Below are 21598 nucleotides of genomic sequence, written 5' to 3'. Positions count from 1 at the left end.
AAAAGTTTATGCCGCCAGCAGTTCTTTCGCATTCGCGAGCGTATTACGGGTGACTTCACTGCCCCCCAGCAGGCGTGCCAGCTCCTGCAAGCGTGAGCGTTTATCCAGCGGTTTCATGTGCGTTTCCGTCATTTCGCCATCGGTTTCCTTGCTAACGATAAAGTGGTGATGACCACAGCCGGCGACCTGCGGCAGGTGAGTCACACACATAACCTGCGTCGATTCACCCAACTGACGCAGCAGTTTGCCGACAACGGCCGCGGTCGGGCCGCTGATACCCACATCCACTTCATCGAAAATCAACGCCGGGGTTTCCATTTTACGGGCGGTAATCACCTGAATGGCCAGGGCGATACGCGACAGTTCACCGCCAGAAGCCACTTTCGAAATCGCCTGTAAAGGCTGGCCCGGGTTGGTGGTGACGCGGAATTCTACGCGGTCTGCGCCTTCCGCCGTCAGGTGATGCTCTTCAAAGCGAACATCAATAGTGAACACCCCATGCGGCATCGCCAGCGTATGCATGCTGTCGGTAATATGCTGGCTAAGCTCCAGAGCATAGTGCTGTCGCACGTCGTGCAGCCGTTTCGCCGTTTCCAGCGCCTGCTGATGATGCAGATTAACCGCCAGAGACAAGGTTTCGAGGGAATCGGCCTGATCCTCCAGCTGCTGCTGTTCCTCCAGCAGAGACTGATAGTAATTCGGCAGCTCTTCCGGGGTAACGTGATGCTTACGCGCCAGTGAAATCTGACGGGAGATGCGTTGCTCAAGCTCGAACAGACGGTTCGGGTCGAGATCCAGACGTTCACAGTAGTGGCGCAGCTCATCCCCGGCTTCTGAAATCTGAATCGCGGCTTCTTCCAGCATTTCCAGTACGCCAGAAAGCTTATTGTCCATGCCGGTCAGTTCGGTCACAAGCTGACGCACGGTATACAGATGGCTCTGCAAATTCACGTCTTCGCCATCCGCCAGCATGTTCAGGGCATTCTGGCTGATGGAAAGCAGCTGACCGCTGTTGGCCAGACGCTTGTACTCCTCGTCGATTTGCTCAAATTCACCCGCCTGAGGGTTAAATTCGTTCAGCTCTTTCAACTGATATTCCAGCAGCTCGGCGCGCGCGGTACGCTCCTGGCTTTGCTGTTGATGCTGCGCAAGTTCGCGGCAGCTTTGATGCCACTGACGATAGTGCTCCGCCATGAGTTGAGTAAGCGCGTACTCACCCGCGTAGCCATCGAGCAGGGCTTTCTGCTGTTCGGGTTTGATTAGCTGCTGGTGCGCGTGCTGACCATGGATCTGGATGAGCAGCTGGCCCAGCTCGCGAAGCTGGGAAAGGGGAACCGCTGTACCATTGATAAAACCGCGGGAGCGGCCGTCACTGCTGATAACGCGACGAAGTAAACACTCACGTCCATCTTCCAGCTGGTTCGCTTCCAGCCAGCGCAGGGCGGCAGGCGTGTCTTTTAACGAGAAGCGGGCGCAGAGATCGGCACGGGCCGCACCTGTGCGCACCATATCACCCTCTGCACGACCCCCGAGGCACAAGCCGAGGGCATCAATGGCAATGGATTTACCTGCACCGGTTTCACCGGTAATCGCCGTCATTCCGCTATGGAAGTCGATCTCAAGCTCACGAACAATGGCAAAGTTGCTGATGGTCAGTTGTGCCAGCATAATTGTTTTCCTGTATGAAAAACCATAACTGTGTTTGTATACAGTATAAACTGGTTTTATATACAGTAAAGCGCTGGATGTAAAATCAGAACAATTTTTTTGACCAGCCGAGTTTTGAGCTTAATGTATTGAAATAACTGTAATCTTTTGGATGGATAAGGTTCAGGTGATAATCGCAACGGCGAATGAGGACATCTTCTCCTTCCTGAATGGGAAGCGCAATCTGGCTGTCGCAGCTGATCTCCAGGTCGCTGCGGCGATGTGAAAAACGCAGGCGGATGGTGCTGTCGCCGTTTATCACCAGCGGACGCGCCGAGAGCGTATGCGGGAACATCGGCACCAGGGTGATCGCATCCAGCGAGGGCGTCAGGATTGGGCCTCCGGCTGAAAGCGAGTAGGCAGTTGACCCCGTCGGGGTTGAAATAATCAGCCCGTCAGAGCGCTGCGAGAAAGCGAAGATTTCGTCGATATAGACTTCGAACTCGATCATGTGCGCCACTTTACCAGGGTGGAGAACCACCTCGTTAATAGCGGTGCTGATGCGCTTCTGGCAATCCTGCTGGCATACCTGGGCTTCAAGTAAAAACCGTTTTTCACTGATATAGTGACCTTCCAGCACGTCCGCCAGCTGCTGTTGCGCATTGTCCGGGTCGAGGTCGGTCAGGAAACCAAGATTGCCACGGTTAATACCAATAACCTTAATATCATAGCGAGCCAGCGTTCGCGCCGCGCCCAGCATATTGCCGTCGCCGCCGACCACCACGGCGAGATCCGCCTGCTGGCCAATTTCCGCCAGCGTGCCGGTTCTGACGCTTTTAAGCTGCAACTCCTGGGCGATCTGCTGCTCGACCATCACTTCATAGCCTTTACCACACAACCAGCGATACAACATTTCATGTGTCGTCAATGCGGTAGGGTGACGCGGATGGCCGACGATCCCAATACACCTGAAATGATTATTCATTTTCTGGAGGTCCTTGTGCCTGATGAATGATGACAATCTGCCTTGTTCCCTTGAATCCATGAAACTGATCCCCATAATAAGCGAAGTTAGCGAGATGAATGCAGAAAAACGCGGAGAAATTCATGAGTAGTAAAGAACAGAAAACGCCTGAGGGGCAAGCCCCTGAAGAAATTATCACGGAACAGCACGATGAAGTTGAGGCAGTAGAGCCAGACACGTCTGCTGAGCAGGTGGACCCGCGCGATGAAAAAATTGCCAATCTGGAAGCTCAGTTGGTAGAAGCGCAGAATCGCGAACGCGATGGCGTACTGCGTATCAAAGCGGAAATGGAAAACCTGCGCCGTCGTACCGAGCTGGACGTTGAAAAGGCGCACAAATTTGCGCTGGAGAAATTCGTCAACGAACTGCTTCCGGTGATCGACAGCCTGGATCGCGCGCTGGAAGTGGCGGATAAAGCTAATCCGGATAATGCGGCGATGATTGAAGGCATCGAGCTGACGCTGAAATCCATGCTGGATGTGGTGCGTAAGTTCGGTGTTGAAGTGATTGCCGATACGGATGTACCACTGGATCCAAACGTTCACCAGGCCATTGCGATGGTGGAATCCGAAGACGTTGCCGCGGGTAACGTGCTGGGCGTGATGCAGAAAGGGTATACCCTGAACGGTCGTACTATTCGCGCTGCGATGGTGACCGTGGCGAAAGCGAAAGCGTAATTTGCCGACCCGTAGTGCCGGGTGGCGGCTTCGCCTTACCCGGCCTACAACATTACTCGGCGATACTTTCGCGTAAAGGTTTAACGGGCAGGACCTTCACCTGCTTAATCATGTTGTCCTGAACGTCCAGAATATCAATATCATACTGCTCAATGCGCACGCGCGTGCCTGCCGCCGGGATCTCTTCCAGCGCTTCCAGGATCATTCCGTTCATCGTCCGCGCTTCGTCTTCCGGCAAATGCCAGTTAAACGCTTTATTGATTTCACGAATGTTGGCGCTGCCGTCGATAAGCACTGACCCGTCGTTTTGCGGGGTGACTTCTTCTGCAAGGGAAGGCGACATTGACGTGGTAAAGTCCCCGACAATCTCTTCCAGAATATCTTCGACCGTCACCAGCCCCTGTATGTCGCCGTATTCATCCACCACCAGACCGACTTTCTTCTTGTTTCGCTGGAACTTCACCAGCTGCGTGCTCAATGGGGTGCCTTCCGGCACGTAGTAAATTTCGTCGGCGGCGCGCAGCATCACCTCTTTGGTGAACTCGTTTTTCTCAGTCATCAGACGATAGGCCTCGCGCACACGCAGCATGCTGATGGCATCGTCGAGAGAATCGCGATAGAGGACGATACGCCCGTGCGGGGAGTGCGTCAGCTGGCGGACAATGGCCTTCCAGTCGTCGTTAATATCAATCCCGACGATTTCATTGCGCGGCACCATGATGTCGTCAACGCTGACCTTTTCCAGATCCAGCACCGACAGGAGCATGTCCTGATTGCGACGGGAGATCTGCGAGCGGGATTCGTTCACGATGGTACGCAGTTCGTCTTTGCTGAGCGCGCTACTGATGGTGACGTCTGCCTTTATACCAACCATGCGCATCAGCACCCGTGTCACCATATTCAGCAGCCAGACCAGCGGCATCATCAGAATAAGCAGCGGTGCTAACAGGAAGCTGCTCGGGTAGGCGACTTTTTCCGGGTAAAGCGCCGCGATGGTTTTGGGTAGCACTTCCGCAAACACCAGTACCACAAACGTGAGCACACCTGTGGCAATCGCCACGCCTGCATTGCCGTACAGACGCATCCCGACGATGGTGCCCAGTGCAGAGGCGAGAATATTGACCAGGTTGTTACCGATAAGCACCAGGCTAATCAGACGGTCCGGCTTACGCAGAAGCTTTTCGACACGACGCGCGGCACGGTTACCCTGCTTGGCGCGATGACGTAACCGGTAGCGGTTCAGCGTCATCATGCCGGTTTCAGAGCCAGAGAAATAAGCGGAGATGACCACCATGATGACCAGAATGACGATCAGCGTGGTGGTAGAGATGTGTTCCAGGGGGAACTCCTTTTGTTACTTAGCCAGCAAATTGCTGTATGAAGCGGCTACCAAAATAGGCAAGCGTGAGAATGCCCGCACCCGCAACGTTGAACCAGACCACGCGACGACCGCGCCAGCCTTCATGATAATGGCCCCATAACAGGACAATATAGACAAACCACGCGATGATGGAGAGGACCGCTTTATCGATATTCTCCACGCTGAACAGGTTCTTCATATAAAACAAGCCCGTGCACAGCGTCAGCGTCAGCAAAACCACGCCGACCTGGGTGATGTGGAACATCTTACGCTCAATCACCATCAGCGGCGGCATTTCATGGTTAAACGCCAGCTTTTTATTTTTCAGCTGGTAGTCGATCCAGGCGAGCTGCATGGCGTAAAGGGCGGCGATGATCAGCGTCGCGTAGGAGAATAGAGACAGGCCGATATGCACCAGCATCCCCGGCGTGGCTTCCAGATGGGTAATAAACTCATTGGGCATGAACGTGGCTAACGCCAGGTTGATCAGCGCAAAGGCGTAGACTATCGGCAGCAGCAGCCAGCCACGATTTTTAGACGCGACAATGGTCATGACCGTACAGATCATCAGGCTGACCAGCGAGCCGACGTTCAGCACGCTCAGATTTTGCACGCTGCCGTCGCCGGGAATGATGCGTGATTCCAGCGCAAACGCATGGCTAATCAGTGCGATCACTGCCGAAAGAATAGCCATGCGCCGCCAGCCGCTGTTTTTTTGCAGCAGGCCAGGAATGATCAGCGCGAGGCTGACAGAGTAGGCAACAAGGGCGATCAGTGCGAAAACAGGCATATAGGCGTCGACAGTTGTCTTAATAAGAAAGAGAAGCAGTATAACGTTACGTGACGCCTGCTCCAACCGTTGCATAACAACAAAGGCGCCTTCATGTTATACTCCGGCAAAATTCTGTGTATGTGTCGCCCAGGCGACCTAACGTTTCTACCCCAGGCGAGAGACAATGTTTGATAATTTAACCGATCGTTTGTCGCGCACGCTGCGCAACATCAGCGGCCGTGGACGCCTCACCGAAGAGAACATCAAGGAAACGCTGCGCGAAGTGCGCATGGCGCTGCTGGAAGCAGACGTTGCGTTGCCGGTCGTGCGTGATTTTATCAACCGCGTGAAAGAGAAAGCGGTTGGTCATGAAGTTAACAAGAGCCTGACTCCGGGTCAGGAGTTCGTCAAAATCGTCCGTAACGAGCTGGTTTCGGCGATGGGCGAAGAGAATCAGGTGCTTAACCTGGCGGCTCAGCCACCGGCCGTCGTGCTGATGGCGGGTCTGCAAGGTGCGGGTAAAACCACCAGCGTCGGTAAGCTGGGGAAATTCCTGCGCGAAAAGCACAAGAAAAAAGTGCTGGTGGTTTCGGCGGACGTGTATCGCCCGGCGGCGATCAAACAGCTGGAAACGCTGGCCGAGCAGGTTGGCGTAGACTTCTTCCCGTCCGACGTGGCGCAGAAGCCTGTTGACATCGTTAACGCAGCGCTGAAAGAGGCGAAGCTGAAATTCTACGACGTGCTGCTGGTGGATACCGCCGGTCGACTGCACGTTGACGAAGCGATGATGGACGAAATCAAGCAGGTTCATGCTTCTATCAATCCGGTAGAGACCCTGTTTGTTGTCGACGCCATGACCGGTCAGGATGCGGCAAACACCGCAAAAGCGTTTAACGAAGCCCTGCCGTTAACCGGCGTGGTGCTGACCAAAGTCGACGGTGACGCTCGCGGCGGTGCGGCGCTGTCTATTCGTCATATTACTGGTAAGCCAATTAAGTTCCTCGGCGTGGGCGAGAAAACCGAAGCGCTGGAGCCGTTCCACCCGGATCGTATTGCCTCCCGTATCCTCGGCATGGGCGACGTGCTGTCGCTGATCGAAGATATCGAAAGCAAGGTTGACCGCGCGCAGGTTGAAAAACTCGCCAGCAAGCTGAAAAAAGGTGACGGTTTCGATCTGACCGACTTCCTTGAGCAACTGCGTCAGATGAAAAACATGGGCGGTATGGCAAGCCTGATGGGTAAACTGCCGGGTATGGGGCAGATCCCGGACAACGTCAAATCCCAGATGGATGACAAAGTGCTGGTGCGTATGGAGGCAATCATCAACTCGATGACGCTGAAAGAGCGCGCGAAGCCAGAAATCATCAAAGGTTCCCGCAAGCGCCGTATCGCAGCCGGTTGCGGCATGCAGGTCCAGGACGTTAACCGCCTTCTGAAACAGTTCGACGACATGCAGCGCATGATGAAGAAAATGAAGAAAGGCGGCATGGCGAAGATGATGCGCGGCATGAAAGGCATGATGCCGCCCGGTTTTCCTGGGCGATAATCGCTTTTGAGATTGCTTTTTGCCCGAAAATGAGTAAAATTTTCGGGCTTTTAATATGACACCCGGGCTCCGTTCCTCGATGGGGCCCGGTTGTTTTATTCACACAAGAGGATGTTATGGTAACTATTCGTTTAGCACGTCACGGCGCTAAAAAGCGTCCGTTCTACCAGGTTGTTGTGACTGACAGCCGTAATGCACGCAACGGTCGCTTCATTGAGCGCGTTGGTTTCTTCAACCCACTGGCCTCTGGCGCAGAAGAAGAAACTCGTCTGGATCTGGATCGTATCGCTCACTGGGTTGGCCAGGGCGCTACTGTTTCCGATCGCGTTGCTACGCTGATCAAAGCAGCAAACAAAGCAGCTTAATCTGTCACGGTGGTCATGATGAGCAATAAAGCACCTGTTGAACCGATCGTATTGGGAAAAATGGGTTCTTGCTACGGTATCCGTGGTTGGCTCAGAGTGTTTTCCTCCACTGAAGACGCTGATAGCATTTTTGATTACCAGCCCTGGTTTATCCAGAAAGCCGGTAAGTGGGAAGAGGTCGAGCTGGAAAGCTGGCGTCACCACAATCAGGACATCATCATCAAGCTGAAAGGCATTGACGATCGAGATGCCGCGAATGCGCTGACTAATTGTGAAATTGTCGTGGATTCGTCGCAGTTGCCGCAACTGGAAGAGGGTGACTACTACTGGAAGGACCTTATGGGTTGCCAGGTAGTGACCACTGAAGGCTACAGCCTGGGGAAAGTCATCGACATGATGGAAACCGGGTCAAATGACGTTCTCGTCATTAAGGCAAACCTGAAAGATGCATTTGGCATCAAGGAGCGGTTGGTCCCGTTCCTCGATGGACAGGTTATCAAGAAAGTCGATCTCACTACTCAAACCATTGAAGTAGATTGGGATCCTGGTTTTTAAATTCTCCGGATAAACGGTAAAAGACGGCGCTATGTGGATTGGCATAATTAGCCTGTTTCCTGAAATGTTCCGCGCGATTACCGATTACGGGGTAACTGGCCGGGCAGTAAAGAATGGCCTGCTGAGCATCCAGAGCTGGAGTCCTCGTGACTTCACGCATGACCGGCACCGTACCGTGGACGATCGTCCTTACGGCGGCGGACCGGGGATGTTGATGATGGTGCAACCCTTACGGGACGCCATTCACACAGCAAAAGCCGCGGCAGGTGAAGGCGCGAAGGTGATTTATCTGTCACCTCAGGGACGCAAGCTTGATCAAGCGGGCGTGAGCGAACTGGCGACGAATCAAAAGCTGATTCTGGTCTGTGGTCGCTACGAAGGGATAGATGAGCGCGTAATTCAAACCGAGATTGACGAAGAATGGTCTATCGGCGATTACGTTCTCAGCGGTGGTGAGTTACCAGCAATGACGCTGATTGACTCCGTCGCCCGGTTTATTCCGGGGGTTCTGGGCCATGAAGCTTCGGCAACGGAAGATTCCTTTGCCGATGGATTGCTGGACTGTCCACACTATACTCGTCCTGAAGTGTTAGAAGGGATGGCAGTCCCGGCAGTGTTACTGTCTGGAAACCATGCCGAGATACGTCGCTGGCGTTTGAAGCAGTCGCTGGGCCGGACCTGGCTTAGAAGACCTGAACTTCTGGAAAACCTGGCTCTGACTGAAGAGCAAGCAAAGTTGCTGGCCGAGTTCAAAACCGAACATGCGCACCAGCAGCATGAACATGATGGGAAAGCGTAATACGCTCCCGAATATCAGTTTACCCAGGATAAGAGATTAAATTATGAGCAACATTATTAAGCAACTTGAACAAGAGCAGATGAAGCAGGACGTACCTTCCTTCCGTCCAGGTGACACCGTGGAAGTGAAAGTATGGGTTGTTGAAGGTTCCAAAAAACGTCTGCAGGCATTCGAGGGCGTGGTTATCGCTATTCGTAACCGCGGTCTGCACTCTGCATTCACTGTTCGTAAAATTTCCAACGGCGAAGGCGTTGAGCGTGTCTTCCAGACTCACTCTCCGGTAGTTGACAGCATTGCTGTTAAACGTCGTGGTGCTGTACGTAAAGCTAAACTGTACTACCTGCGTGAGCGTACTGGTAAGTCTGCTCGTATTAAAGAGCGTCTGAACTAAGATTCGCTTAAGCGACATCCTGTCAGAAAGGGCTGGCCGAAAGGCTGGCCCTTTTTTTATCCCATCGCAACTCTCGCGTTAACCCTTCCGTCATAAATCATTTACAATGTTCGCCTCTTGGGTGGAGGGTAAGTGGATAACGTACTGCATCAGCATAGCTGGAAACGCTCAGCGGCATTGACCGCGCTGTTTGCGATCCTGCTGATCGTCGTGGCGCCGCTGATCTCCGTCTCGCTGCAAAAAGATCCCATGAGCGCCATGCCGGGCATGCACCATGACATGAGCATGATGTCGATGGACGAGCATCATGGGGATATGCCGCATTCCATGCCAGTTGACCATGCGGAAGCCTGCGGCTACTGCGTGCTGTTAGCGCATGTGCCGGGCGTGATGCTGGCGCTTATCGTTCTGCTCAGCGTGGTGTTGCAGCGGCTGCGCATGAAGCCGCCTCGTCAGGCGGTCAGCCACTGGCACTTTTTCCCCTGGCTTTACCCCGATACCCGCGCGCCGCCGCGTCGGTCTGCTTTCTCCCTTTAAAACAAAATCACTCACTTTTTGCCTTAAAAAGGAAAAGTATGACTACCTGCACTCCGCGCGCGGCATGGGGAAACCTGCTGCGTCGCCTCCATTTCTATATCGGGCTGTTTGTTGGTCCGTTTATTTTCTTCGCAGCGCTGACCGGTACGCTGTATGTCGCCACGCCGCAGCTTGAAAATGCGCTGTACCATCATGCACTCCACACGGATGCCGTGGGTGAGGCGCAGCCTCTTGCTGCACAAATTGCCGCGGCCGAAAAGGCCGTAGAATCAGACCTGCGTCTGCATGCCGTTCGTCCGGGGCTGGAAGAGGGCGAAACGACCCGCGTGATGTTTGCCGACCCGGCGCTGGGTCCCTCCGAGCATCGGGCTATTTTTATTGATCCCGCCAGCCTTGAGGTTCGAGGGGATATGACCGTGTACGGCACCAGCGGGATTTTACCGCTGCGTCAGACTATCGATTATCTGCATACCTCGCTGATGCTGGGCAACCTCGGGCGCCTCTATAGCGAGTTAGCCGCCTCGTGGATGTGGGTTGCTGCCCTGGGCGGGATCGCGCTGTGGTTCTATACCCGACCGAAGCGCCGTATTAACAATCGTTTCCAGAATCGTCGTCGCCTGCATGTGATCTTAGGCTGGACGTTACTGGCGGGAATGCTGCTGTTCTCAGTCACCGGGTTAACCTGGTCACAATGGGCCGGTGGCAACGTCGATAAGCTGCGTGCAGAGATGAACTGGCTGACGCCGCAGGTAAACACCACCCTTTCCGGTGCACCGGAAATGATGGATGAACACGCCGAACATCGTGGTCATCACGGCGGAATGTCGATGCCTGAAATGCCTGTTGAACTGTCGCTTTTTGACAGCGTATTGCAGGCCGCCCGCCAGTCAGGAATTGATGCGAACAACGTTGAGATCCGTCCGGCAAGCAGGGTCGACCAGGCCTGGACGGTGACGGAAATCGATCGCCGCTGGCCGACGCAGGTTGATGCCGTTGCCGTGGACCCTCAATCTCTGAATGTGCTGGACAGGACTCGCTTTGGGGATTTCCCGCTGATGGCTAAACTCACCCGCTGGGGCGTGGATTTCCATATGGGAATCCTGTTTGGTCTGGCAAATCAGCTGCTGCTCATCGCGTTTGGCGTTGCGCTGTGCGTGCTGATTATCTGGGGATACCGGATGTGGTGGATGCGTCGTCCTGCGACGTCAGCCGCGAACCCGGTACAGACGCTCTGTCAAAGCTGGCTGGCATTGCCGCTGTGGGGAAGAGGAGTGACGTTCATGATAAGCCTCCTGCTGGGGCTGGCGTTGCCGGTAATGGGCGTCAGTCTGGCGGTATTTATCGTGATTGACTGGCTGCGCTGGCGAGCGGCTTCAGGCGTGTCGCTCGCCGGCACATCCGCTAAATAGCCTTAAGGCGTGCTGATAACTACCGCAACACGGCGGTTTTCAGCGCGCCCTTGCGCAGTACGGTTGCTGCTGAGAGGGTATTTTTTGCCTAAACCCCGCGTAGTGAGGTTGCTGCGCGGGATGTTCGCGCCCTTCGCCCAGGCATCCGCTACAACATTGGCACGTTTTAACGAAAGCGCTTCGTTGTAGCTCTCTTCGCCATAGTTATCCGTATGGCCGTCCATCCGGGCGTGATTCAGACCGGTTGCCGCCAGACGTGAGGCCATAGTCTGGATCTGCGTTTCACTTTCCGGACGCAGTCTGGCGTCATTTTTATCAAACAGGATCTTATCCGACAGGCCCAGGGACCAGTCGCCATTCAGTTCGTTAAAGCCGTAGGACTTCATGGCCGCGATTTGCTCTGGTGTGAATTTACCCTCCGGCGTCTGGCACCCGGACATAACCAGAGATGCCAGTAACAACGGCGCGAAGTATCGCTTCAACATATCGTCTTCCTTTCAGGGTGTTGTTTTCGAACGCTGGTTTTTGACCAGGTACATATTGCGATCGGCTTGCTCCAGTAATGCCTCGACGGAGGCATTTTCCCACGCCAGAGCAAAGCCAATGCTGAGTGACATTGATGCTGTGTGTCCGTTATGCAGATCAAACGGACGGATAAATTGCTGCGACAGCGCAGCGCAAATATATTCGACCTCACGCGCGGTGTGGACGCCATAAAGGATCATGGCAAACTCGTCGCCGCCAAGACGGTAAGACTGATGACGTTTTTCGCCAAATTCGACCATCCTTTTTGCGGCTTCGATCAGTACGCAGTCGCCCGCGGCATGGCCCCAGGTGTCGTTAATAAACTTGAAGTTATCACCGTCCAGGAAGAGCAGGGCAGAATTGGTCTTTGCCGAAGCGTCATTCATTAAGGCCGCAATGTTGTTGCGAAACGCGGCGCGGTTTGCAAGCCCCGTGAGCGGATCGTGCATGGCGGTACGCAACAGTTGAGCGTTTTTCGCCTGTAGCTTGAGCTGCCACTCTTCCATTTCATCCAGCAGGCTGTTGAAGTCTTCACCAAACTGGTGGAACTCTTCAATGCGGCCTTCCGTTACCCGGCGAGAGAAGTTGCGGTTGGTACGGACGTCATGCACAACGTCAGTGATGTTTTGCATTTCAACAACCATGCCATGATGTAGCGAGCGGGTGATGGTCAATGCGACGGCAGAGGCAAAAAGAATGCAGCCGGTGAGGACCGCAAATGAGAGCCAGATAAAGTGGCTAATCAGGCTGTCTCGTGCGGTCAGACGAATTTCGCCAATCACATTACCGTTATGTATGATGGGCTGTGCGACAGGAACAGGGAACAACCACCGGTTGACCAGCGCGCCCAGCGTGTCGGTATTATCCGCCGGGTTCCACGACCACCAGGCAAACCGTTTATGATGTGCATTAAGCACTTCCGCCACGGCAAATTGCCCCTGCTTGCCGAGGGTCGCCAGCGTTTCATTTGCCGCCACGGCATCGTTGAACACCAGAGAAGCCTCAAGGCTGTGGCTCATGGTGGCGCCGGTGAGTTCGAGGTTTTTTTGCGCGTATTGCTTTAATGTCACCACGGAAGCGAAACACAGCAGCAACCATATAAACGTCATCGTTATAATGACGCTTATCATGCTGATTCGCCGCAACGTTCTTTTAAACGTCGGACGCGGTGTTGGTGTGACTTCCTTATTCATGCTTCTTATTCCGTGCGAGCATTAATACATCCGGATTGACTCTTACGCCACTGCGCGTCAGCGCATCCAGATTTACGGAAAACCTGACCTTGTTGTGCTCTATTATCAGACAAAATGCGCTGCCAATAACGCATTCAGGATTTTGCTCTGACATTAATAGCAACGCCTGGCCCTGATATTGATTTATTATTTCCTGTTGTTTTGTCGGCGACTCGCTCCCGAAATAGAGGGCATCACACCTTGCTGCGAGTGCTTCCCGATCGCTATGCACAATGACAGGACTATAGGGCAACGGGTTATTTACATCTTCACTGCTGAGCGCCTGTCTGTAACGGGAAGAGGCATAAATACAGAGCTTAGGCTGGCCGGAAAGTGCTGGCCATCGGGTGTAGCTTACAATACCAGAAACAATCGAACGTACCGATTTATCCGTTTCCGTGAGCGAGCCAGCCCTTGCAGGGCTCACCAAAATGAACAGCATTAGCGCCAGGGGGAGGTGAAGCAAAGCGATCAAGAATGTATTTCTCATCAGAATCCGCCAAACCGCCCCGGAAATAGATGCCCTTATGAATTTCCGGCAGAATACCATTCTTTCTCAAAGCCGTCATTATGTCAGAAATATCCCTGTCTTGACCTAAGCTAAATCTTACAGGGCACGATATTCAAAGTAATTTAGGCAGGCTCAATTAAGTCTGCTGGAATTCATACTTTTATTCATTTTTTGTTGCCAGGATTTATGTAGCCACGCAACTTTCCCTCAATTCACCCGAGGATAATTAAGCTAACGGCCAGCGCCTGGATAGCGTCCCTGGTGTGAGCGTAGATTGGCATTAAAAGCGTATGTGTAATTTTAAGTTTACGTTTTTAACCTGTGATTTGGCATCTAAATGGCTACTGTAAAATAATCTGTACGTATTTTGGATTGAAATCTTTACTTGATGTGTTATCGTTGTGTCACCTCTTCGAGGAAAACCACTATCGCAAACGAGTTTTACAGGATCGCAATCATGCAAAAAGACGCGCTGAACAACGTACATATCACTGACGAACAGGTGTTAATCACCCCGGATCAACTGAAGGCGGAATTCCCGCTGAGCGTCGCGCAGGAAGCTCAGATTGAGCACTCTCGCCAGACCATTTCTGACATTATCGCAGGCCGCGATCCGCGCCTGCTGGTGGTATGTGGTCCTTGCTCCATTCACGATCCTGAAACCGCCATTGAGTACGCTCGTCGATTTAAAGCATTAGCGGAGGAGGTCAGCGATAGCCTCTATCTGGTGATGCGCGTCTATTTTGAAAAGCCACGTACAACGGTTGGCTGGAAAGGGTTGATTAACGATCCGCACATGGATGGCTCGTTTGATGTGGAAGCGGGCCTGAAGATTGCGCGTCGCCTGCTGGTGGAGCTGGTCAGCATGGGGCTGCCGCTGGCAACCGAAGCGCTGGATCCGAACAGCCCGCAGTACCTCGGCGATCTGTTTAGCTGGTCTGCGATTGGGGCGCGCACCACCGAGTCACAAACCCACCGCGAGATGGCGTCTGGCCTGTCTATGCCGGTTGGTTTTAAAAACGGTACCGACGGCAGCCTGGCCACGGCGATTAACGCCATGCGCGCCGCCGCCATGCCCCATCGTTTTGTCGGGATCAACCAGGCGGGCCAGGTATGCCTGCTGCAAACGCAGGGCAATCCGGACGGGCATGTGATCCTGCGCGGTGGTAAAGCGCCAAACTACAGCCCGGCGGATGTCGCGCAGTGTGAAAAAGAGATGGAACAGGCGGGACTGCGTCCGGCGCTGATGGTAGATTGCAGTCATGGTAATTCGAATAAAGATTACCGTCGCCAGCCTGCGGTTGCAGAATCTGTGATTGCACAGATTAAAGATGGTAACCGTTCAATTATCGGCCTGATGATTGAAAGTAATATTCATGAAGGCAATCAGTCATCGGAACAGCCGCGTAGCGCGATGAAGCCCGGCGTCTCGGTCACGGATGCTTGCATCAGCTGGGAAACCACTGATGCGCTACTGCGTGAGATCCACAAAGATTTGAACGGCCAGCTGGCGACGCGTCTGGCATAAGAGGATAGTTATGGTTGCTGAATTGACCGCATTACGCGATCAAATTGATGAAGTGGATAAGGCGTTGCTGGACCTGCTGGCGCGCCGCATGGCACTGGTTGCTGAGGTCGGCGAAGTTAAAAGCAAATACGGCCTGCCAATTTACGTTCCGGAGCGTGAGGCCTCTATGCTCGCCTCCCGCCGTAAAGAGGCACAGGCGCTGGGCGTTTCACCGGACTTAATTGAAGATGTCCTGCGTCGTGTGATGCGGGAATCCTATTCCAGCGAAAACGACAAGGGCTTCAAAACTCTCTGTCCGTCGCTGCGTCCGGTGGTGATTGTCGGTGGCGGCGGCCAGATGGGGCGTCTGTTTGAAAAAATGCTTACGCTTTCTGGCTATCAGGTGCGCATCCTGGAAAAAGAGGACTGGCCGCATGCGCCGGAACTCATGAAGGATGCCGGAATGGTTATCGTCAGCGTACCGATTCATGTGACGGAGCAGATTATCGCGAAACTTCCTCCGCTGCCGGAAGATTGCATTCTGGTGGATCTGGCGTCCGTTAAAAATGGCCCTCTACAGGCAATGCTGGCGGCGCACACCGGGCCCGTGCTTGGGTTACACCCGATGTTTGGCCCGGACAGCGGCAGCCTGGCGAAGCAGGTAGTGGTTTACTGCGACGGTCGTCAGCCGGAAGCGTATCAGTGGTTCCTGGAACAGATTCAGGTCTGGGGGGCACGTTTGCACCGTATCAGTGCGGTTGAGCACGATCAGAACATGGCGTTTATTCAGGCGCTGCGCCACTTTGCAACCTTCGCCTATGGTCTGCACCTGGCGGAAGAGAACGTTCAGCTTGAACAATTGCTGGCGCTTTCCTCGCCAATCTATCGTCTGGAGCTGGCGATGGTCGGGCGACTGTTTGCCCAGGATCCACAGCTTTACGCCGACATCATCATGTCGTCTGAAAATAACCTGGCGCTGATCAAGCGCTACTATCAGCGTTTTGGCGAAGCGATCACCTTGCTGGAACACGGCGATAAACAAGCGTTTATCGACAGTTTCCGTAAAGTGGAGCACTGGTTCGGTGATTACGCCACGCGATTCCAGAGTGAAAGCCGCACGCTGTTGCGCCAGGCAAATGACAGTCGCCAGTAATCTGATGATGTATATACTAAAAGCCAGCAATGCTGGCTTTTTTCATTTTGGGGAACTGTCATGGCTGAACCGCAGCTGCTGTTGAACTATACCGGGCATCTGCCCGAATGCCCGACGTGGAGTGCTGAAGAAAAGGCGCTCTACTGGGCGGATATTCTGGAAGGGGAGATTCATCGGTACCATCTGCCCACCGCGGAACACTCGGTGCTCTCATTCCATGAAGAAGTTGGGTGTTTTGCCCTGCGTGAACGCGGCGGATTTATCGTCGCGATGCGAAACGCCATCTGGCTGACCGATAAACACGGCCTGCTCCAGCGTAAGGTTTGCGATAACCCGTCCAACCCGCAGCTTGCACGCTTTAACGATGGAGGCACCGACCATCAGGGACGGTTTTATGCGGGCACGTTCTGGGGGCCGGGAGATTATAACGGCGCCATGTTGATGCGTATCGACAACGACCTGACACCGAAAGTGATCCAGTGCGATATTCAGGGGCATAACGGTTTAGCGTTTAGTCCTGACAAACGGTGGATGTTTACTTCTGATACGCCGAACGGTGTGATTTACCGTACGCCGCTTGATGAGCAGGGGGAACCCGGTAAGCGCGAAGAGTTTCGCCGTTTTAGTGAGGGAGACGGTATACCCGACGGAGCGGCAATGGATGAGGAAGGCTGCTACTGGAGCGCACTGTTTGACGGCTGGCGTATCGCACGGTTTTCACCGCAAGGCGTACAGCTGGAAGAATACCGGCTGCCGGTACGCTGCCCGACAATGGTCTGCTTTGGCGGCGACGATATGAAAACGCTGTTTATCACCACCACGCGGGAAAATATGGAGGCGGAGGAGCTGGCGAAATACCCACTTTCCGGTGCCATCTTCACCCTGCCTGTAAATGTGGCAGGGATGAAGAAAAGCCGCTTTATCGAACATTAAGCCGGATCGACCGGGACCACGTTTTCGCTCGGATAGCAGCCCAGTACTTTCATGGAGCGTGTGATCTCGCCCAGTTCGCGCAGGGCTTTCTGCATGGATGCAGACTCCAGGTTGGCCTGAACGTCGAGATAGAACATCTCTTCCCACGGGTTGCCATGTATTGGGCGGGATTCCAGCTTCGTCATGATCAGGTTGTGATTACGCAGCACCAGCAGCGCTTCAACCAGCGCACCCGCCTGCTGGCCGGTCGCCATCAGCAGGGTGGTTTTCGCCGGAACCTGGTCGGACACGTTGATGGCCTTGCGGGCAAGAACCACGAAACGGGTGATATTTTGCGTCTGGTTGGCCAGATTGCGTTCCAGCACCTGTAAGCCATACAGCGCGCCGCCCGCTTCGCTACCGAGTGCCGCGACGGCAGGAGAGTTTGCCTGCGCCACTTTTTCCATCGCCGCCGAGGTGCTTTCGGTGTACTCAATTTTCCAGTGCGGATAACGGTTCAGGAACTGGCTGCACTGCTGGAACGGCTGCGGGTGGCTGTACACCGTTTCGATCTGACTCAGATCGGTTGAGTCAGAGACCAGCACGCAGTGATCGATAGGAATAGTCAGCTCACCGACCAGCGACAGGCTGGTGTGCTGGAGCAGATCGTAAACATCGTTGATGGCGCCGGAACTGGTGTTCTCAATAGGCACCACGGCGTAATCTGCCTGGCCGGTTTCGACCTGGTTGAAGATGTCTGCAAATTTTGCACAACCGCTCTCAATGAACTCTTCGAAATGACGGGCTGCGTACTGGCGAGCCGCCAGGTGAGAATAAGAACCTTTCGGGCCGAGGAAAGCGATCCGAGCAGAGTGCGGGTTGGTTTTGTTCAGATGCTGCTGGAGCAGGGCCTGTTGCGTCAGAACGGAATCTTCAATGATGAGCTGGAACAGGCGGGTGATGTAGTGGGCATCAAGATGATGCGCTTTGCCGAGTTGTATCAACCGTTCCAGTAAATCACGCTCGCGATCGATATCGCGCACCGGCCGATGAGAATCCAGCTTGGCTTTGCCCACTTCAATGGCGAGCGCGCGGCGCTCTGCCAGCAGGGCCAGTAACTTTTCGTCGAGTGCACTGATTTTTACGCGTAAATCCAGGAGCGGGTTTTCCGGTGTCATAGTGTTGTCTGTCTCATTTTATCGTTATCAATAAAAAAGGCCTCCCGGTGTGGGAGGCCTTGTTGTTCGTCTTCGCATTCTTTATCACACGACGAAACGCCTCCCGGTCAGGGGAAGGTAAAAAAGAATGCGAAGAAAAACGGCGTCTGTTTCATTAGGTCATCCTGAAATTGATAGGGTTAAAGTACCTGTACTGTTTTGATCCTGTCAATAAAAAACGCGCCCGAAGGCGCGTTGTCGGTACACTCAATTTAAAGGATTACTCTTCTTCAACTTCTTCCGCGAAGCTGGCGTCTTTCACCGATGTTGTGGCGCGACGGGCTTCACCTTTGTGTTGCACTTTATTGAGCTGCCGTTCCAGCTTGTTGATCAAATCATTAATTGCGGTGTACATATCCTCGTGTTTAGCGCTGGCGACCAGATGGCCGTTTGGAGTATTGATAGTTGCATCAGCGACGAAACCCTGCGGCTCCTTGGACAGGATGATATGTGGATTAATCAAATGTGTTTGCCATTTATCCAGTTTGGCGAGACGGTCTGCGACGTGCTGGCGGATTGCCGGAGTAATTTCCATTTGTTTACTGGTAATGTTCATTGTCATAAATTTTACCTCTTGTCTTTCCGTCTTGGTGATTCCAGCATACCCGACCTAATGTCAAAATGTGTGATTTAGATCACGTTATTTTGTCGGTTTTTGTCAGGGAATCTTTTTTGTGAGGCAGGGCAGGAAGAGGTGAGATTTACCTTGTCGAAGCCAGCAATTGCGGTCATAGTTGACTGGATGTGTTGAAGCTAAACCGCTTCAGCGTAAGTCTGAAAGAATAAAAAAACGGCAGCCTGCGGGCTGCCGTTATGCGTTGTAGCGGTATCAGGTATTGCTGCTGTTCGCGGCAATGATTTTCGCCACTTTGTCAGCCTGAGCCGTCATCTGCATCTGGCGATACGCATTCTCCATCAGCTTCAGGCCATCACGCGTGGCCTGGGTATCCGGATAATCACGCAGCATGCCTTCTACACGGTTAACCACGGCAACCCATGCGCCACGGCGAGTGTAGTATTCCGCGACGGAGTACTCGTATTTCGCCAGACGATCTTTCAGGAACACCAGACGCTTAGTGGCATCGGTAATGTACTGGCTGTTCGGGTAGCTACGCACCAGTTTGGAGAAGTCATTGAAAGCATCACGCGCATGTTGCGGGTCACGGTCAGAACGATCCACCCCGAAGAAGCCCTGCAATGCACTGTCATCCAGCGCCATGTTAGTCAGGCCGCGCATGTACATCACGTAATCAATGTTAGGATGGGTAGGGTTCAGACGCATGAAACGATCGATCGTTGCCTGAGCCAGCGGCAGATCGGCATTTTTATAGTAGGCGTAAATCAGATCTAACTGTACCTGCTGTGAATACGGACCAAACGGATAGCGATTATCCAACGCTTCCAGTTGCGTTATCGCCTGTTTCCAGTTACCGTCCTGCAACTTTTGTTGTGCAGTCGCATAGATTTCATTCGGCGGATTGTCAGGGACCTGTTCATTCGAACCGGAGCAGCCCACCAAAGCCAGGCTCAACGTGGCCGCTGCCACCAGATATTTCATGCGCGTCATGACGTTTTGACTTTCCTCAAATGTTTGTCCGGGAGAAACTCAGTTCCTGCTCCCGATTAAGACCAGCTACAATAGCACACTATATTAAACGGCAAAGCCGTAAAACCCAACGTTAAACGAAGAAGCAGTTTATGGCACAACGAGTAGAACTCACCGCAACAGTCTCCGAAAATCAGCTCGGTCAACGCTTAGATCAGGCTTTGGCCGAATTGTTCCCTGATTATTCGCGTTCACGTATAAAAGAATGGATCCTTGACCAGCGCGTGCTGGTAAACGGCAAGATCTGGGACAAACCAAAAGAGAAAGTGTTTGGTGGGGAAGCTGTCGCCATCAATGCTGAAATCGAAGAGGAAGTCCGCTTCGAGCCGCAGGATATCCCGCTGGATATCGTCTACGAAGATGACGATATTCTGGTCATCAACAAACCGCGTGACTTTGTCGTCCATCCGGGCGCGGGTAATCCTGACGGTACGGTACTTAACGCACTCCTTCATTATTACCCGCCGATAGCTGACGTACCGCGTGCCGGTATCGTTCACCGTCTGGATAAAGACACCACGGGTCTGATGGTGGTGGCGAAGACGATCCCCGCCCAGACTCGACTGGTGGAATCTTTGCAGCTGCGCGAAATCACCCGTGAGTATGAAGCGGTGGCGATTGGTCATATGACCTCTGGCGGCACGGTGGAAGAGCCGATTAGTCGTCATCCAACCAAGCGTACGCATATGTCCGTGCACCCGATGGGTAAACCGGCGGTAACCCATTACCGCATCATGGAACATTTCCGTATTCATACGCGCCTGCGTCTGCGTCTGGAAACCGGGCGTACTCACCAGATCCGCGTGCACATGGCGCATATTACCCATCCGCTGGTGGGTGACCCTGTTTACGGCGGTCGTCCGCGTCCACCAAAGGGCGCATCGGATGAATTCATCTCCGTGCTGCGTAAATTCGATCGCCAGGCGCTGCATGCGACGATGCTACGTCTTTACCACCCAATCACCGGAATTCAGATGGAATGGCATGCGCCTATCCCACAGGATATGGTGGAACTTATCGACGCGATGCGCGCAGATTTCGAAGAACATAAGGATCACGTGGACTGGTTATGACCAAACTGATTGTCCCGGAGTGGCCGCTGCCTGAAGGCGTGGCCGCCTGTAGCTCGACCCGTATCGGTGGCGTGAGCCAGGGTGCGTGGGCGTCTTTGAACCTCGGTGCGCACTGTGGCGATAACCTGGAGCACGTCGAAGAGAACCGTAAACGTCTGTTTGCTGCGGGAAACCTTCCTTCAAAACCGGTCTGGCTTGAGCAGGTGCACGGTAAAGCGGTGCTGAAGCTTACGGGTGAGCCCTATGCGTCTAAACGCGCCGATGCTTCGTACAGCAATACGCCGGGAACGGTTTGCGCGGTGATGACCGCTGATTGCCTGCCGGTGTTGTTTTGTAACCGTGCCGGTACGGAGATTGCAGCAGCGCATGCGGGCTGGCGTGGCCTGTGTGAAGGCGTGCTGGAAGAGACCGTTGCCTGCTTCCAGGACGATTCTGCAAATCTCATCGCCTGGCTTGGCCCGGCGATTGGCCCGCAGGCATTTGAAGTGGGGCCTGAGGTTCGGCAAGCTTTTATGGAAAAAGATCCTCAGGCGGTTAATGCGTTTGTGGCATCCGGCGATAAATATCTGGCCGATATTTATCAGCTTGCCCGCCAGCGCCTTAATAATGTCGGCGTGACCCAGATCTTCGGCGGCGATCGCTGTACATTCACCGAAAAGGGTGATTTTTTCTCCTGGCGCCGTGACAAGACGACAGGCCGTATGGCAAGTTTCATTTGGCTGATATAACCTAAAGAATCAAGACGATCCGGTACGCGCCGTTTTCTTTTCACATAATTCA

At 53.6% G+C, this 21598-nt stretch carries 24 protein-coding genes and 1 other annotated feature; of the genes, 13 read left to right on the top strand and 11 right to left on the bottom strand.

The features are described from left to right. Window positions 1–6 precede the first annotated feature (6 nt). Window positions 7–1668: a DNA repair protein RecN gene (gene recN / locus ACQG1K_RS16675; RefSeq protein ID WP_069596833.1), complete on the bottom strand. Its 1662-nt coding sequence runs from the start codon at window positions 1666–1668 to the stop codon at window positions 7–9. 85 nt (window positions 1669–1753) lie between these two features. Beyond that, on the bottom strand, window positions 1754–2632 hold the full coding sequence (gene nadK, locus ACQG1K_RS16670) for an NAD(+) kinase (protein WP_022649070.1): 879 nt from the start codon (window positions 2630–2632) through the stop codon (window positions 1754–1756). 122 nt (window positions 2633–2754) lie between these two features. Between nadK and grpE the strand changes: the two genes are divergently transcribed. Beyond that, entirely contained in the window at window positions 2755–3348 is a 594-nt protein-coding gene (grpE, locus tag ACQG1K_RS16665) for a nucleotide exchange factor GrpE (RefSeq protein WP_003863126.1), read from the top strand. Between the two features lie 52 nt (window positions 3349–3400). Here grpE and ACQG1K_RS16660 read toward each other — a convergent pair whose 3' ends face one another. Both ACQG1K_RS16660 and ACQG1K_RS16655 read right to left on the bottom strand, forming a co-directional pair. Continuing rightward, window positions 3401–4687, bottom strand: a complete 1287-nt coding sequence (locus ACQG1K_RS16660) for an HlyC/CorC family transporter (RefSeq protein ID WP_026094274.1) — start codon at window positions 4685–4687, stop codon at window positions 3401–3403. 19 nt (window positions 4688–4706) lie between these two features. After that, entirely contained in the window at window positions 4707–5498 is a 792-nt protein-coding gene (locus ACQG1K_RS16655) for a cytochrome C assembly family protein (protein WP_014832951.1), read from the bottom strand. A gap of 166 nt (window positions 5499–5664) precedes the next feature. Between ACQG1K_RS16655 and ffh the strand changes: the two genes are divergently transcribed. From ffh to ACQG1K_RS16620, 7 genes are all read left to right on the top strand, one after another. Continuing rightward, window positions 5665–7026 (top strand): signal recognition particle protein, encoded by a 1362-nt coding sequence (gene ffh, locus ACQG1K_RS16650; protein WP_367075889.1) that lies wholly within the window; start codon window positions 5665–5667, stop codon window positions 7024–7026. Window positions 7027–7142: 116 nt separating this feature from the next. After that, window positions 7143–7391 (top strand): 30S ribosomal protein S16, encoded by a 249-nt coding sequence (rpsP, locus tag ACQG1K_RS16645; RefSeq protein ID WP_022649067.1) that lies wholly within the window; start codon window positions 7143–7145, stop codon window positions 7389–7391. A 15-nt stretch (window positions 7392–7406) separates the two neighbouring features. Then, entirely contained in the window at window positions 7407–7946 is a 540-nt protein-coding gene (rimM, locus tag ACQG1K_RS16640; protein ID WP_003863136.1) for a ribosome maturation factor RimM, read from the top strand. A 31-nt stretch (window positions 7947–7977) separates the two neighbouring features. Beyond that, window positions 7978–8745, top strand: coding sequence for a tRNA (guanosine(37)-N1)-methyltransferase TrmD (gene trmD / locus ACQG1K_RS16635; RefSeq protein ID WP_276350336.1), 768 nt, complete (start codon window positions 7978–7980; stop codon window positions 8743–8745). Window positions 8746–8788: 43 nt separating this feature from the next. Continuing rightward, window positions 8789–9136, top strand: a complete 348-nt coding sequence (gene rplS / locus ACQG1K_RS16630; RefSeq protein ID WP_002914145.1) for a 50S ribosomal protein L19 — start codon at window positions 8789–8791, stop codon at window positions 9134–9136. A 132-nt stretch (window positions 9137–9268) separates the two neighbouring features. Beyond that, window positions 9269–9673, top strand: a complete 405-nt coding sequence (locus tag ACQG1K_RS16625) for a DUF2946 domain-containing protein (protein ID WP_367075886.1) — start codon at window positions 9269–9271, stop codon at window positions 9671–9673. 38 nt (window positions 9674–9711) lie between these two features. Continuing rightward, a complete protein-coding gene (locus ACQG1K_RS16620) occupies window positions 9712–11082 on the top strand; it encodes a PepSY-associated TM helix domain-containing protein (protein WP_045623183.1) in 1371 nt (456 codons plus the stop codon). A gap of 2 nt (window positions 11083–11084) precedes the next feature. Here the strand turns inward: ACQG1K_RS16620 and ACQG1K_RS16615 are convergent, their stop codons facing one another. From ACQG1K_RS16615 to ACQG1K_RS16605, 3 genes are read right to left on the bottom strand one after another with little or no spacing between them, the layout of a single operon-like run. Next, window positions 11085–11567, bottom strand: a complete 483-nt coding sequence (locus tag ACQG1K_RS16615) for an OmpA family protein (protein ID WP_023298405.1) — start codon at window positions 11565–11567, stop codon at window positions 11085–11087. 12 nt (window positions 11568–11579) lie between these two features. After that, window positions 11580–12800 (bottom strand): diguanylate cyclase DgcN, encoded by a 1221-nt coding sequence (gene dgcN / locus ACQG1K_RS16610; protein ID WP_032625633.1) that lies wholly within the window; start codon window positions 12798–12800, stop codon window positions 11580–11582. Further along, the gene (locus tag ACQG1K_RS16605; RefSeq protein ID WP_367075883.1) at window positions 12793–13329 is read right to left on the bottom strand and encodes a YfiR family protein; all 537 of its coding nucleotides are present in this window, start codon (window positions 13327–13329) and stop codon (window positions 12793–12795) included. The genes dgcN and ACQG1K_RS16605 overlap by 8 nt, the downstream gene beginning before the upstream one ends. Window positions 13330–13807: 478 nt before the next feature. On the opposite strand from ACQG1K_RS16605, the gene aroF reads away from it, so the two are divergent. From aroF to ACQG1K_RS16590, 3 genes are read left to right on the top strand one after another with little or no spacing between them, the layout of a single operon-like run. Continuing rightward, window positions 13808–14878 (top strand): 3-deoxy-7-phosphoheptulonate synthase AroF, encoded by a 1071-nt coding sequence (aroF, locus tag ACQG1K_RS16600; RefSeq protein WP_006811632.1) that lies wholly within the window; start codon window positions 13808–13810, stop codon window positions 14876–14878. Window positions 14879–14888: 10 nt separating this feature from the next. Further along, the gene (gene tyrA, locus ACQG1K_RS16595) at window positions 14889–16010 is read left to right on the top strand and encodes a bifunctional chorismate mutase/prephenate dehydrogenase (protein WP_022649060.1); all 1122 of its coding nucleotides are present in this window, start codon (window positions 14889–14891) and stop codon (window positions 16008–16010) included. A 60-nt stretch (window positions 16011–16070) separates the two neighbouring features. Beyond that, window positions 16071–16943, top strand: coding sequence for an SMP-30/gluconolactonase/LRE family protein (locus ACQG1K_RS16590; protein ID WP_063148614.1), 873 nt, complete (start codon window positions 16071–16073; stop codon window positions 16941–16943). On the opposite strand, the gene pheA is transcribed toward ACQG1K_RS16590, so the two are convergent. The 4 genes from pheA to bamD form a co-directional block, all read right to left on the bottom strand. Further along, the gene (gene pheA / locus ACQG1K_RS16585; RefSeq protein ID WP_367075881.1) at window positions 16940–18100 is read right to left on the bottom strand and encodes a bifunctional chorismate mutase/prephenate dehydratase; all 1161 of its coding nucleotides are present in this window, start codon (window positions 18098–18100) and stop codon (window positions 16940–16942) included. The two genes, ACQG1K_RS16590 and pheA, sit on opposite strands and share 4 nt — an antisense overlap. 30 nt (window positions 18101–18130) lie before the next feature. Further along, window positions 18131–18256 (bottom strand) — a sequence feature (Phe leader region). Then, window positions 18208–18255, bottom strand: coding sequence for a pheA operon leader peptide PheL (pheL, locus tag ACQG1K_RS16580; RefSeq protein WP_100229775.1), 48 nt, complete (start codon window positions 18253–18255; stop codon window positions 18208–18210). (Overlaps the previous feature by 48 nt.) Before the next feature lie 103 nt (window positions 18257–18359). Continuing rightward, a complete protein-coding gene (gene raiA / locus ACQG1K_RS16575; protein WP_006811628.1) occupies window positions 18360–18701 on the bottom strand; it encodes a ribosome-associated translation inhibitor RaiA in 342 nt (113 codons plus the stop codon). 267 nt (window positions 18702–18968) lie between these two features. Further along, complete coding sequence (gene bamD, locus ACQG1K_RS16570; protein WP_003863164.1) at window positions 18969–19706, bottom strand: outer membrane protein assembly factor BamD; 738 nt, start codon at window positions 19704–19706, stop codon at window positions 18969–18971. Window positions 19707–19837: 131 nt separating this feature from the next. Between bamD and rluD the strand changes: the two genes are divergently transcribed. Continuing rightward, window positions 19838–20818 carry a 23S rRNA pseudouridine(1911/1915/1917) synthase RluD gene (gene rluD / locus ACQG1K_RS16565; protein ID WP_022649057.1) on the top strand — a complete coding sequence of 327 codons (981 nt, stop codon included), beginning with the start codon at window positions 19838–19840 and terminating at the stop codon, window positions 20816–20818. After that, complete coding sequence (gene yfiH, locus ACQG1K_RS16560) at window positions 20815–21546, top strand: purine nucleoside phosphorylase YfiH (RefSeq protein WP_023298396.1); 732 nt, start codon at window positions 20815–20817, stop codon at window positions 21544–21546. Before rluD ends, yfiH begins: the two co-directional genes overlap by 4 nt. Window positions 21547–21598: the final 52 nt, after the last annotated feature.

Origin of the sequence: Enterobacter cloacae complex sp. 402C9 (assembly GCF_050030745.1) — a bacterium.
Taxonomy (GTDB): Bacteria; Pseudomonadota; Gammaproteobacteria; order Enterobacterales; family Enterobacteriaceae; genus Enterobacter; species Enterobacter intestinihominis.
Note: the sequence above shows the minus strand (reverse complement) of the source record. Positions and strands in the feature narration are given on the sequence as shown.

Bases quoted from the DNA above. Each gene is read 5' to 3' on its own strand.
- ACQG1K_RS16605 (WP_367075883.1), bottom strand. From the start codon at position 13,329: ATGAGAAATACATTCTTGATCGCTTTGCTTCACCTCCCCCTGGCGCTA.
- raiA (WP_006811628.1), bottom strand. From the start codon at position 18,701: ATGACAATGAACATTACCAGTAAACAAATGGAAATTACTCCGGCAATC.
- ACQG1K_RS16655 (WP_014832951.1), bottom strand. From the start codon at position 5,498: ATGCCTGTTTTCGCACTGATCGCCCTTGTTGCCTACTCTGTCAGCCTC.
- tyrA (WP_022649060.1), top strand. From the start codon at position 14,889: ATGGTTGCTGAATTGACCGCATTACGCGATCAAATTGATGAAGTGGAT.
- grpE (WP_003863126.1), top strand. From the start codon at position 2,755: ATGAGTAGTAAAGAACAGAAAACGCCTGAGGGGCAAGCCCCTGAAGAA.
- rimM (WP_003863136.1), top strand. From the start codon at position 7,407: ATGATGAGCAATAAAGCACCTGTTGAACCGATCGTATTGGGAAAAATG.
- aroF (WP_006811632.1), top strand. From the start codon at position 13,808: ATGCAAAAAGACGCGCTGAACAACGTACATATCACTGACGAACAGGTG.
- recN (WP_069596833.1), bottom strand. From the start codon at position 1,668: ATGCTGGCACAACTGACCATCAGCAACTTTGCCATTGTTCGTGAGCTT.
- dgcN (WP_032625633.1), bottom strand. From the start codon at position 12,800: ATGAATAAGGAAGTCACACCAACACCGCGTCCGACGTTTAAAAGAACG.
- bamD (WP_003863164.1), bottom strand. From the start codon at position 19,706: ATGACGCGCATGAAATATCTGGTGGCAGCGGCCACGTTGAGCCTGGCT.
- trmD (WP_276350336.1), top strand. From the start codon at position 7,978: ATGTGGATTGGCATAATTAGCCTGTTTCCTGAAATGTTCCGCGCGATT.
- ACQG1K_RS16590 (WP_063148614.1), top strand. From the start codon at position 16,071: ATGGCTGAACCGCAGCTGCTGTTGAACTATACCGGGCATCTGCCCGAA.
- rpsP (WP_022649067.1), top strand. From the start codon at position 7,143: ATGGTAACTATTCGTTTAGCACGTCACGGCGCTAAAAAGCGTCCGTTC.
- ffh (WP_367075889.1), top strand. From the start codon at position 5,665: ATGTTTGATAATTTAACCGATCGTTTGTCGCGCACGCTGCGCAACATC.
- nadK (WP_022649070.1), bottom strand. From the start codon at position 2,632: ATGAATAATCATTTCAGGTGTATTGGGATCGTCGGCCATCCGCGTCAC.
- rplS (WP_002914145.1), top strand. From the start codon at position 8,789: ATGAGCAACATTATTAAGCAACTTGAACAAGAGCAGATGAAGCAGGAC.
- rluD (WP_022649057.1), top strand. From the start codon at position 19,838: ATGGCACAACGAGTAGAACTCACCGCAACAGTCTCCGAAAATCAGCTC.
- ACQG1K_RS16615 (WP_023298405.1), bottom strand. From the start codon at position 11,567: ATGTTGAAGCGATACTTCGCGCCGTTGTTACTGGCATCTCTGGTTATG.
- ACQG1K_RS16620 (WP_045623183.1), top strand. From the start codon at position 9,712: ATGACTACCTGCACTCCGCGCGCGGCATGGGGAAACCTGCTGCGTCGC.
- yfiH (WP_023298396.1), top strand. From the start codon at position 20,815: ATGACCAAACTGATTGTCCCGGAGTGGCCGCTGCCTGAAGGCGTGGCC.
- pheA (WP_367075881.1), bottom strand. From the start codon at position 18,100: ATGACACCGGAAAACCCGCTCCTGGATTTACGCGTAAAAATCAGTGCA.